General features: G+C 72.5%; 10 protein-coding genes. 3 read left to right on the plus strand and 7 right to left on the minus strand.

The features are described 5' to 3' along the window. Positions 1-132 precede the first annotated feature (132 nt). Together AOK03_RS09105 and AOK03_RS09110 are read left to right on the plus strand one after the other, a co-directional pair. A complete protein-coding gene (locus AOK03_RS09105) occupies positions 133-672 on the plus strand; it encodes a DUF309 domain-containing protein (protein WP_055564669.1) in 540 nt (179 codons plus the stop codon). 126 nt (positions 673-798) lie between these two features. Further along, on the plus strand, positions 799-2889 hold the full coding sequence (locus tag AOK03_RS09110; RefSeq protein WP_055564670.1) for an MDR family MFS transporter: 2091 nt from the start codon (positions 799-801) through the stop codon (positions 2887-2889). A 26-nt stretch (positions 2890-2915) separates the two neighbouring features. Here the strand turns inward: AOK03_RS09110 and AOK03_RS09115 are convergent, their stop codons facing one another. From AOK03_RS09115 to AOK03_RS44840, 4 genes are all read right to left on the minus strand, one after another. Then, positions 2916-3671, minus strand: coding sequence for a sulfite exporter TauE/SafE family protein (locus AOK03_RS09115; protein ID WP_055564671.1), 756 nt, complete (start codon positions 3669-3671; stop codon positions 2916-2918). A 38-nt stretch (positions 3672-3709) separates the two neighbouring features. Beyond that, positions 3710-5227 carry a long-chain-fatty-acid--CoA ligase gene (locus tag AOK03_RS09120; RefSeq protein ID WP_055564672.1) on the minus strand — a complete coding sequence of 506 codons (1518 nt, stop codon included), beginning with the start codon at positions 5225-5227 and terminating at the stop codon, positions 3710-3712. A gap of 201 nt (positions 5228-5428) precedes the next feature. Then, positions 5429-6616 carry a thiolase family protein gene (locus AOK03_RS09125; RefSeq protein ID WP_055564673.1) on the minus strand — a complete coding sequence of 396 codons (1188 nt, stop codon included), beginning with the start codon at positions 6614-6616 and terminating at the stop codon, positions 5429-5431. Between the two features lie 141 nt (positions 6617-6757). After that, positions 6758-7210, minus strand: a complete 453-nt coding sequence (locus AOK03_RS44840; RefSeq protein ID WP_055564674.1) for a MarR family winged helix-turn-helix transcriptional regulator — start codon at positions 7208-7210, stop codon at positions 6758-6760. 93 nt (positions 7211-7303) lie between these two features. Between AOK03_RS44840 and gap the strand changes: the two genes are divergently transcribed. Further along, positions 7304-8308: a type I glyceraldehyde-3-phosphate dehydrogenase gene (gene gap / locus AOK03_RS09135; RefSeq protein WP_055564675.1), complete on the plus strand. Its 1005-nt coding sequence runs from the start codon at positions 7304-7306 to the stop codon at positions 8306-8308. Between the two features lie 33 nt (positions 8309-8341). Here the strand turns inward: gap and AOK03_RS09140 are convergent, their stop codons facing one another. From AOK03_RS09140 to AOK03_RS09150, 3 genes are all read right to left on the minus strand, one after another. Continuing rightward, positions 8342-9562 carry an NAD(P)/FAD-dependent oxidoreductase gene (locus AOK03_RS09140; protein ID WP_055564676.1) on the minus strand — a complete coding sequence of 407 codons (1221 nt, stop codon included), beginning with the start codon at positions 9560-9562 and terminating at the stop codon, positions 8342-8344. After that, entirely contained in the window at positions 9559-10974 is a 1416-nt protein-coding gene (locus AOK03_RS09145; protein ID WP_055564677.1) for an FAD-dependent oxidoreductase, read from the minus strand. Before AOK03_RS09145 ends, AOK03_RS09140 begins: the two co-directional genes overlap by 4 nt. After that, positions 10974-11305 (minus strand): FGGY-family carbohydrate kinase (locus AOK03_RS09150; RefSeq protein WP_244177538.1); only part of this gene is annotated, 332 nt, incomplete at its 5' end. The genes AOK03_RS09145 and AOK03_RS09150, both read right to left, overlap by 1 nt.

Consider the following 11305-nt stretch of genomic DNA (forward strand, 5'->3'; position numbering starts at 1 on the left):
ACCAAGCTGCGCCACGTCCCGGTGTGCTCTGTGCGGTGTGTGTTCCGCGTGATCACAGGTAGAACTCTACCCCACGTGGATGGGTGCTCCGTCCTGCGGTGACCGCCGTCAGGGAGGCGCGACAATCGTCGTATGAGCTCTGCACCTGGACCGTACGACAGTGGCCGTCAGCGGGACCGTGACGAGGAAGGACGGGCCCGCAACCAGCGGCCCCGTGACGGGCTCGGGCGGCCGTTGCCCTATGGCTCCGACGGGGTGCCCCGGCAGCCGGAGGGTGTCGTGCGCACGCCCGAGGAGTCCGTGAGCGAGGCGCAGGCGCTGCTGGACGCGGGGCATCCCTTCCACGCGCACGAGGTCTTCGAGGATGCGTGGAAGTCGGGGCCCGAGGTGGAGCGGGAGCTGTGGCAGGGGCTGGCTCAGCTTGCCGTCGGCCTCACGCACTCGGCCCGCGGCAACACCAAGGGCGGGGCGCGGCTGCTGTTGCGCGGGGCCGGGGCCGTAGCCGGCTGGAGCACGCGGGCCGGGCAGGATCGGCCCTACGGGATGGGGGTCGCCGAACTGGTCTCTTGGGCGGAGGCATTGGCGGAGGTCCTTGAGCGTGAGGGGAGCGCGGTGGACGCGGCAGCTCATGCCCCGCGGCTGCGGGGCGGGGTGCGCGAGCAAGGGGAGTAGGTGGGGAGAGGGTAGGGGCGCCTGGCGGAGGCGGTCGGTGGGCACGCAGCCCGCCGCCTGCCCCGCCGTCACCGAACCGGCCTCACCCCACATGCACAGCCCCCGCCCCGGTGTGAGGGTGGCCGTGTGACCACCACCGATCAGTCGGCCGCGGCCGTGCCCGCGCCCGCCGAGGCCCAGGCGCCGCCCGTTCTCGACCGGCGGCGACGCAACGTCGTCTTCGTGACGATCATGCTGGGCATGCTGCTCGCCGCCCTCGACCAGACCATCGTCGGCACCGCACTGCCGACGATCGTGTCGGATCTGGGCGGGGCGGAGCACATGTCGTGGGTCGTCACCTCGTATCTGCTCGCGGAGACCGTCGCCACGGTCCTCGTCGGCAAGTTCGGTGACCTGTTCGGGCGAAAGGTCGTCTTCCAGGTCTCGGCGATCATCTTCATCACCGGCTCCTTCCTGTGCGGCCTGTCGACGAACATGACGCTGCTCATCGCCTGGCGGGCGATGCAGGGCATCGGGGCGGGCGGCCTGATGGTCACGTCCATGGCGCTGATCGCCGATGTGATCCCGCTGCGCGAGCGCGGCAAGTACCAGGGCGCCATCGGCGCCGTCTTCGGCGTGTCCACCGTGATCGGGCCGCTGCTCGGCGGGCTCTTCACGGATCACCTCAGCTGGCGCTGGGCGTTCTACGTCAACGTGCCCATCGCGATCGTCGTGGTCCTCGCCGCCGCCCGGACCATTCCCGTCGTGAAGTCGGCGGTGCGGCCCGTCATCGACTATCTCGGCATCGCGCTCGTCGCGGTGGGCGCGAGCGCGCTGATCCTCGCGACGAGTTGGGGCGGCAACCAGTACGCATGGGGATCGCCGACGATCATCGGCCTCTTCGTCGGCGGTCTGGTCGCGCTGGCGCTGTTCTGCGTCGTCGAGACGAGGGCCGCCGAACCGATGCTGCCGATGCGGCTGTTCGGCAACCCGGTCTTCACGGTCTGCTCGATCCTCAGCTTCATCGTGGGCTTCGCGATGCTCGGCGCGATGACGTTCCTGCCGACGTATCTGCAGTACGTCGACGGGGACTCCGCCACGATCTCCGGTGTGCGGACGCTGCCCATGGTGGTCGGGCTGCTCATCGCGTCCGTCTTCAGCGGCAACGTCGTCAGCAAGACCGGTACGTACAAGGTGTTCCCGATCGTGGGTGCGCTGGTCATGGCGCTCGGGCTGTATCTGCTCTCGCTGATGGGGAGCGCCACGAGCACGTGGCTGGAGTCGCTGTACATGTTCGTGCTCGGCACCGGCATCGGCCTGTGCATGCAGGTCCTGACGATCGCCGTGCAGAACACCGTCGCGTACGCGGATCTGGGGACGGCGACGTCGGGCGTCACCTTCTTCCGTACGCTGGGCAGCTCGTTCGGCACGGCGGTGTTCGGCACGATCTACGCCAACACGCTGACGCCGAACCTCAAGGACGGGGTCGCCGCGGCCGCGCGGGCGGGCGGCGGTGATCCGGCCGCCATCGGCAAGGCGGCACAGAGCCCCGGAGGGCTGCACGAGCTGCCGGCCGCCACGGCCGCGCCCCTCGTCAAGGCCTACGCGGACAGCCTGCACACCGTCTTCCTCTGGACGGTTCCGGTGGCGCTGCTCGGGTTCCTGGTGGCGCTCTTCCTCAAGCAGGTGGAGCTGCGCGACAGTGCGCGCATGGGTGCCCCGGACATGGGCGAGGGCTTCGCGCAGCCGACCAGCGGCGACTCCGGGCACGTGCTGGAGCGGGGCGTCGCCGCCATCATTCGCAACGTCGGCATGTCCACCGCGCGCGGGATCATCCGCGATTCCGACACCCGGCTGGACATCGCGGGCGCCTGGGCGGTCATGCAGGTCTCGCTGTTCACCCGAATGGTCGGGCACGCGAGCCTGGGTCTGATCGCCGCCCGGCGCAGGATCCCGCCCGAGGTCCTGGTGCCCGTCTTCGACCGCATGGTCGAGGAGGGCTATCTGACGCGTACGGGCACGTACTTCTCGCACACGCCCGCCGGGGAGCGCGAGGCGGAGGTGATCTCCAGGGCGTGGGCCTCCTGGCTGGGCGAGGAAGTGCAGAAGGACCTCGGGCGGCCGGCGGACAAGGAGCTCGCCGCGGCGGTCGACGTCATCGCCAAGCGGCTCCTCGCGGAGGATCTGGAGCAGGGGCTCTCTCCGGAGACGGCGGGTGCCAGGGTTTCCGGGCGCTGAAGGGGCGTCCGTACGCGGCCCGTTGCTCAGCGCAGCAGCAGTTGCAGGCCGCCGAGCACGGTCGCGCCGATCACCAGCTGCTCGAAGAGCCGTTGGTTGATGCGGTTCACCGTGTACTTGCCGAGGATCGCGCCCGGCACCACGAAGAGCACCAGGGCCGCGTCCAGGAGCAGCGAACGGGCGTCGATCAGTCCGAGGCTCACGCTGAACGGCACCTTGGACGTGTTGACGATGAGGAAGAACCACGCTGACGTGCCCAGGAAGCCCAGCTTGCGGAAGCCCGCCGAGAGCAGGTACATCGACATGACCGGGCCGCCCGCGTTGGCGACCATCGTGGTGAAGCCGCCCAGGACGCCGTAGGACGGCGCTTTGAGGCGCCCTCCCCGTGCGCCTCCTGCACCTTCCGCGTCATCCGCCCTGCGGCGGCGCGCGATGGTGACGCCCGCCATGAGCAGGAGGATCGCTCCGATCGACGTACGCATCACCGCGTCGTCGGCCCACATCAGGAAGACCGTTCCGGCGACCACTCCCCCGGCGACGGCGGGGAACAGCCGCCAGAGGGTGGGCCAGTGGGCGTGTCTGCGGTAGGTGAGCACGGCGAGGACGTCGCCCGCGATCAGGATGGGGAGCAGGACTCCGGTGGACGCGCGGGCGGGCAGCACGGCCGCGAACACCGCGAGGCTGATGGTGTTGGCCCCGCTGACGGCCGTCTTCGAGAAGCCGACCAGCAACGCCGCCACCGCCAGCGCGGCGAACTGTGCCGTCGAGAGGTCCCAGCCCACGCCGCTCCATTCCGTGCCCCCGTCCGACGGGGGCGCTGTTACGCGCTGTAGTGGGCGCGCAGTTCCCGCTTGAGCACCTTCATGCTCGGGCCGAGCGGGAGTTCGTCGGTGAATTCCACCAGACGCGGGTACTTGTGGCGGCCCAGGTGCTCCTTGGACCACTCGATGATCGCCTTTGCCAGTTCGGGGGTGGCGTCGGCGGCCGCGACGACGACCGCGCAGATCTCCTCGCCGTGCACCGGGTCGGGCAGGCCGATCACGGCGGTCTGGGCGACGGACGGGTGGCGCATCAGGACCTCCTCGACCTCGCGCGGGTAGACGTTGAACCCGCCGCGGATGATGACGTCCTTCTTGCGGTCGACGATGGCGAGGAAGCCGTCGGCGTCCTTGGTCCCGAGGTCGCCGCTGCGGAACCAGCCGTCGACCAGGGCCTCGGCGGTCGCCTCGGGGCGCCCGAGGTAGCCGGAGAAGACGTTGTGGCCGCGGATCACGACCTCGCCGAGCTCGCCGGTGGGCAGCAGTTCGACGCGGTCGTCGACATCGGCGCGGGCGATCTCCACGTCGACGCCCCAGAGCGGGTGGCCGATGCTCCCCGCCTTGGTCCCGAAGTCGGGCTGGTTCACGGAGGCGGTCGGGGAGGTCTCGGAGAGCCCGTACCCCTCGTACACGGGCGTGCCGAAGGCCTCCTCGAAGCGTTCGAGCACGGCGACGGGCAGCGAGGCGCCGCCGGAGATGCAGATCCGCAGCTTGGGCAGCCGCTCGGCGGCCTCGGCCGCGGCCACCAGGCCCACGTACATGGTGGGGACGCCGTGGAAGGTGTTGACGTTCTCCTCGACCATCAGCTCGATGGCCCGCGCGGCGTCGAAGCGCGGCAGCAGGACGAGGGTGGCGCCCGCCCGCCAGGTCGAGTTCATGGAGACGGTCTGGCCGAAGGCGTGGAAGAGCGGCAGCGCGCCGAGGGCGGTGTCGTCGGGGCGGATGTCGTTGGCGTCGAAGGCGTTGACGGTCGCGTTCATCACCAGGTTGAAGTGGGTGAGCACGGCGCCCTTGGGGACGCCCGTGGTGCCGCTGGTGTAGAAGACGACGGCCGGGTCGTCGGCGTCGCGCGTGACGTACGTGGTGAGGGGCTCGGTGGCGCCCGCCAGGGCCTCCAGCTCGCCCTCGGCGCCGAGCCTCACCATGCGCACGTCGGTCGCCTCGGCGGCCGCCGCGCCCGTCGCCGCCTGGGCGGGGTGGCAGAGGAGCAGGGTGGCGCCGCTGTCCCGCAGGACGTGCTCGACCTCCTCCGCGGAGAGCAGCAGGTGGACGGGGACGACGACGCCGCCCGCGGCGAGGACGGCGTAGTAGGCCTTCGGGAACTCGGCGGTGTTGGGCGCCATCAGGGCCACGCGGTCCCCCGGTCGCACGCCGAGCTTCGCGAGGGCCGCGCCCTGGGCACGCGCCTCGCTCCACAACTCCTTGAACGTGAGGCGCAGTTCTCCCTCGACGAGGGCGGTGCGGTCCGGGTGGCGGCGGGCGGGCTCGGCGAGGATCGCGGCAAGGGAGAGCGTGGCCATGAGGGAGGAGGCTCCGTTTCCGAGGGGCTTGCGGCTTGGCGGCATGTGGCGTTCGACATGCGACATTTGGTGGATCGGGCTGTTCTCTACGGTGGCGCGCGACGCCCGCCCCCTATCTAGAGGGCGGCGGGTCGTCGCCGGTTCGGCTGCTTGCGAGGGGATGCGGCACGCACCCGCTTCCCCCGGTCGCGGCGCCCGCCGTCAGTCTCGCTCGACCAGGAGTGCGCTGCCCTGCCCGACGCCCACGCACATGGTGGCGAGGCCGCGCGTGGCGCCCGTGCGGCGCATCCGGTGCAGCAGGGTGGTGAGGATGCGGGCGCCGGAGCAGCCGAGCGGATGGCCGAGCGCGATGGCCCCGCCGGACGGGTTGACCAGTTCCGGGTCGATGCCGAGGGCGTCGACGCAGGCGAGCGCCTGGGCCGCGAACGCCTCGTTGAACTCGGCCTCCTGGAGGTCGTCGATGTGCCAGCCGACGCGGGCGAGCACCTTGTGCGTGGCGGGGACGGGGCCGATGCCCATGACGTCGGGGTGGACGCCCGCCGAGGCCCCGGCCGCGTACCGCCCGAGGGATTCGAGGCCGAGCTCGTTCAGGGCCTCCTCGCTGACGAGCAGCAGTCCCGCCGCGCCGTCGTTCATCGGTGACGCGTTGCCCGCGGTGACGGTGCCGTCCTTGCGGAAGACGGGCCGCAGTCCGCTGAGCTTCTCGTACGAGGTGTCCTCGCGCACGCACTCGTCGGTGTCGACGACGACGCCGTCCGGCCGCGTGACGGGCAGGAGTTCGTCGTCGAAGTGGCCGTCCTTGCGGGCGGCGGCCGCGCGCTGGTGGCTGCGGAGGGCGAAGGTGTCCTGGCGTTCGCGAGAGACGCCGTGCCGCTCGGCGACCTCCTCGGCGGTCTCGCCCATCGCGAGGACGCCGTGCAGGTCCTTCATCCCGGGGTTGGTGAGGCGCCAGCCGAGGCGGGTGTCGGCGGTCTCCATGCGGTGCGGCAGCGCCTCGTCGGGGCGGGGCAGCACGAAGGGGGCGCGGCTCATCGATTCGGAGCCGCCCGCGAGGACGATGTCCGCCTCCCCGGCGGCGACGGTGCGCGCGGCGGTCGTGACGGCTTCCAGGCCGGAGGCGCAGAGCCGGTTCACGGTGGCGCCGGGCACGGACTCGGGGAGCCCCGCGAGGAGGGCGGCCATCCTCGCGACGTTGCGGTTGTCCTCCCCCGCCTGGTTGGCGGCGCCCCAGTAGATGTCGTCGATCCTGGCGGGGTCCAGCTGGGGGATGTCGGCGAGAAGTCCCTTCACGACGCCCGCTGCGAGGTCGTCGGGCCGGACGGAAGAGAGGGCGCCGCGGAGTCTGCCGATGGGGGTGCGGCGGGCGGCGGCGAAGTGGACGGTGCGCACGATACGGCTCCGGATCGTTCTGCGGGTCACGGTGCTTCGGTTCTGCGGGTCTCGCTGCGTGGCTCAGCACGTAAATTAGCGCTGCTAGTTTTGGAGTCTATGCGGGAGGCGGGGGCCAAGGGAAGGGGGACCTTCGCGCCCTTACGACTCCCCCCGCCCCAGCTCCGCCAGCCGGGACAGCACGGGCAGGGCGGCCGACAGGGCCTCGCGCTGCCCCGGGGTCAGCCGGTCGAGGAGCGGGGCCAGGTGCCGGGCCCGGTCCTCGTGACGGGAACGGCCGATCCGGCGGCCCTCCTCGGTGATGTGGACGAGGACCGCGCGCCCGTCGGACGGGTCCGGGCGGCGCTCCACCAGGCCGTCCCGCTCCAGGCGGGTGATCAGCTGGGTGATGCCGGGCTGGCTGACCTGCTCGGTCCGCGCCAGCTCGGTGAGCCGCCTGGGGCTGCCGCCGAACGCGAGGGTGTCCAGCACCGACAGGGTCGTGAACGGCCGCTTCTCCAGCACGGGCAGCCGGATGTAGAAGCGGTTGAAATCTTCGATCGCCCTGGTGAGCGCGCCCACGTCGAGGGCGTCGTCGCGGTCGTCGTCGTGCATGTCAGTCAGCCACTCCGAAACTTACTTCGCGTACTTATGTAAGCTGCTTATATTGTTCTCACTCACGCCTCGTCGGCGCTAGGAGAGAGTTCCATGACCGTTCGTATCGGCATCAACGGGTTCGGCCGAATAGGCCGCAACGTCTTCCGCGCGGCACTCGCCCGGGACATCGATCTGGAGATCGTCGCCGTCAACGACCTGGGTGACGTGGCGACCATGGCGCACCTGCTGGCCTACGACTCGGTCCTCGGCCGCTTCCCCGGCCGGGTCACCGCCGAACCGGGGGCGATCCGCGTCGACGACCGGCGGATCGAGGTGTTCGCCGAGCACGACCCCGCGGGCCTGCCTTGGGGCGAGCTCGGCGTGGACGTGGTCATCGAGGCGACGGGCGTCTTCACCGACGCCGCCCGCGCCCGCGCGCACGTCGAGGGCGGCGCGAAGAAGGTCGTCATCGCGGCCCCGGCCAGCGGCGAGGACATCACGATCGTGCTCGGCGCCAACGACGACGCCTACGACCCCGAGCGCCACACGATCATCTCCAACGCCTCCTGCACCACCAACTGCCTGGGCGTCCTGGCGAAGGTGCTGCACGACGCCGTGGGCATCGACTCCGGGATGATGACCACCGTCCACGCCTACACCCAGGACCAGAACCTCCAGGACGCCCCGCACAAGGACCTGCGCCGCGCCCGGGCCGCGGGCCTCAACATCGTTCCGACCTCCAGCGGCGCCGCCAAGGCCATCGGCCTGGTCCTGCCCGAACTGGCCGGCCGCCTCGACGCGTACGCGCTGCGGGTCCCCGTCCCCACCGGCTCGGTCACCGACCTCACCGTCACCACCCGGCGGCCCACGACCGTCGAGGAGATCAAGGAAGCGTACGCCGCGGCGGCCGCGGGGCCGTACAAGGGCCTGCTGTCCTACACCGAGGCCCCCATCGTCAGCACCGACATCGTCACCGACCCCGCGTCGTGCGTCTTCGACGCCGGGCTCACCCGCGTCACCGGACCCCAGGTCAAGGTCGTCGGCTGGTACGACAACGAGTGGGGCTACTCCAACCGCCTCATCGACCTCGCCCGGCTGGTCGGCGCCTCCCTCTGAGCACCCCGTCCGAGCGCCCTTCGCCGAACGACGTCAGCCGAGGGCGATCCGCACCGCGCCGCCCCTGGCGTCCACCCGCGCCGTCCACTCCGCGGAGACCCGGAACGGCCGGTTCGGGACAGCCGGGCGGCGCGGGCGGGTGCGGTGCAGGGTGCGGCCGTCCTGCGTGATCACCAGCGCGGGACGCGCGACGAACTCGGTCGTGCGGAGGGTGAATCCCGCCGCGGGCTCGTCCGGCGTCAGACGGTTCGGGGCGATCCAGGCGAGCGGGGCCGCGACCCGCAGCCGCACCGCCGCCGACGGCCAGTCGCCGTCGGAGAGGTAGCGCCGCACCGCCTCCGCCGCCATCCCTCCCTCGCGCGCCACCGCGCGTGCCGGTTCGGCCGCGTGCAGCACGTTGCCCACCGCGAAGACGCCGCGCCCGTCCGTGCGGAAGGCGCCGTCGACCGCGGGACCGCGCGTGCCGGGGTCCAGCAACAGCCCCGCGCGCCGGGCCAGTTCGTGGTCGGGGACGAAGTCCCCGGTGAAGACGACGGTGTCGCAGGCGACGTGGGCCGTCCTGCCGTCCCGGTGCCGGAGCCCGACGCCGGACAGCCGACCGCGGCCGCGGAGTTCGACCACGGTGGCGTCGGTGAGCAGGGGTACGCCGTGCCGCAGCCGCGCGTCGAGGGCACGGGCCGGCCGCGCCTGGTGCCGCGGGTGCTCGGTGACCAGCGCGGCGACGGCGACCCCGGCGCGCCGCAGGGTGTCCAGGGCGGTGAAGCTCACCGGTTCCGCGCCGACCACGACGGCGCGCGTCCCGATCCGCTGCCGGTACAGGTCGGCGGCCTGCTGGAGCTCGCCCGTGGTGTACACCCCCGCGGGCCGGGTGCCGGGCACCAGGCGGGCGGCGCGCGGCCGTTCGCGGGCCCCGGTGGCGAGGACGACGGCGCGGGCGGTGATGCGCTCCAGGCCGCGCGGGCTCGTGGTGTCCACGGTGAGCGGCGCCGACCACGCGGTCACGCTGACGCCGGTCCGCAGCACTGCGCCGGTGCCGACGGCCGCGGCCACGCAGCGCTCCGCGTACTGCGGCCCCGTCATCCCGAGGCGCCCGAAGCCGCCGTGCAGACAGTGCCGCGGAATGCCGCCCGCCTGCCGCTCCCGGTCCACCACCTCGACCTCGCCGACGCCCGACGCGGCGAGCCCGGCCGCCGTGGCGAGGCCCGCGGGCCCCGCGCCGACGACCAGCACGTCGACGATGCGCTCCCGCCTCATCCGGTACCCATTTCCACACCCCGTTCGTAGAGTTCCCGCACCTCGGCACCGCAGTAGAAGCCCTGGCAGCGTCCGCTCCGCGCCCGGGTGCGGCGCCGCAGGCCGTCCGGGGAGCCGGGCGGGATCGTGGCCGCGAGGGCATCGCGGATCTCGCCGCGCGTCACGCGCTCGCAGTGGCAGACGACGGCACCGTAAGCCGGGTCTGCCGCGATGAGATCGGCCCGCTGGTAGGGGCGCGGGAAGGCCTCGCCGAGGTTCGGCATGGCGACCGCCGCCAGCTCGCGAGGTCCTGCGAGCTCCAGGCCGTTGCCTGCGAGGAGCTCCGTGACGTGGGCGGCGATGGCCAGGGAAGCGGTGAGGCCGGTGGAGCGGATGCCGCCGACGGTGACGTAGCGCTGTTCCTTGTGGGCGCTGATGCGGTAGTCGTCGTGCTCGGTGGCGGCGCGCAGTCCCGCGTAGACCGCGGTGACCTCCTCGTCGAGCAGCTCGGGGAGGATCCGGTGGCCCTTCTCGCGCAGCGCGGCGATGCCCTCGGCCGTCGACCCGGTGGCCGTCTTGTCGTCCAACTCCTCGGCGGTGGGCCCGAGGAGGACGTTCCCGTACACGGTCGGGGCCACCAGGACGCCCTTGCCGAGCGCCGTGGGGACGGGCAGCAGGATGTGCCGCACCAGGTCGCGGGCGAGCTTGTCGTAGACGATGAGCTGGCCCCGGCGCGGGGTCACGGTGAAGTCGTCGTGGCCGAGCAGCCGGTCGACGCTGTCGGCGTGCAGACCGGCGGCGTTGACGAGGTGGCGGGTCCGCAGGGGGCCGCGGCTCGTCGTCAGCAGGTGCGGGTCACCCGTCGGATCGACCTTCTCCACACGGCAGTTGAGAAGGAGGTCCACCCCTGCGCGCACTGCCTGGGTGGCGTACGCGAGGGTGGTGGTCCAGGGGCAGATGATGCTCTCGCCGGGGACGTCGAGCGCGCCGAGGGCGCCGGGACCGAGGTGCGGCTCGCGCGCCCGGACCTCGGCGGGGCCGATGATGCGCGCCGCGTCGTAGCCGTTGCGCTCCGCCTTCGCCAACAGGCCCGGCAGTGCGTCCAGTTGCTCGGCGTCCCAGGCGACGAGGAGCGCGCCGACCGGCTCGACGGGGATCCCGGACTCGGCGGCGTACGCGGCGAGCAGGCGCTGCCCCTCGCGGACCAGCCGGGCCTCCAGGGAGCCGGGTACGGCGTCGAATCCGGTGTGCAGGATCGCCGTGTTCGCCTTCGAGGTGCCTGCGCCGACATCGTCGGCGGCCTCGACGAGGGCGACGCGAAGCCCGGGGTGGCGGGCGAGTTCGCGCGCGACGGCCGAGCCGACGACGCCCGCGCCGATGACGGTCACGTCGTACGTCACGTCCGGCGGCGCGCCACGCCTGACCACCGCCATCAGGGCGTACGTTCCAGGAGTGCCGCCACCGCCGAGCGGAAGCGGGCGAGGCGTTCGGCCGCGAGGTCCGCGCCGATGCGTGGTTCGTAGACGGCGGCGGGCCGCCACTTCGGGACGGCTTCGGCGATCGTGAGGGCGGGGTCGAGGCCGATGCGGGCGACGGCGGCCGCGCCGAGCGCGGTGACGTCGGGCAACGCCGAGACCTCGACGGGCAGTTGGAGGAGGTCCGCCTGGGTCTGCATGAGCAGGGCCGAGCGGGTCAGTCCGCCGTCGACGCGCAGGCTCGTCAGGGGCTCCCCCAGGTCGGCGGCCACGGCGTCGGCGAGCGCGG

This window comes from Streptomyces atriruber, from assembly GCF_001418325.1.
In the GTDB taxonomy this organism is placed as follows: Bacteria; Actinomycetota; Actinomycetes; order Streptomycetales; family Streptomycetaceae; genus Streptomyces; species Streptomyces atriruber.

Coding starts and splice junctions, on each gene's coding strand:
- AOK03_RS09105 (WP_055564669.1), top strand. CDS start 133: ATGAGCTCTGCACCTGGACCGTACGACAGTGGCCGTCAGCGGGACCGT.
- AOK03_RS09120 (WP_055564672.1), bottom strand. CDS start 5,227: ATGGCCACGCTCTCCCTTGCCGCGATCCTCGCCGAGCCCGCCCGCCGC.
- AOK03_RS44840 (WP_055564674.1), bottom strand. CDS start 7,210: ATGCACGACGACGACCGCGACGACGCCCTCGACGTGGGCGCGCTCACC.
- gap (WP_055564675.1), top strand. CDS start 7,304: ATGACCGTTCGTATCGGCATCAACGGGTTCGGCCGAATAGGCCGCAAC.
- AOK03_RS09140 (WP_055564676.1), bottom strand. CDS start 9,562: ATGAGGCGGGAGCGCATCGTCGACGTGCTGGTCGTCGGCGCGGGGCCC.
- AOK03_RS09145 (WP_055564677.1), bottom strand. CDS start 10,974: ATGGCGGTGGTCAGGCGTGGCGCGCCGCCGGACGTGACGTACGACGTG.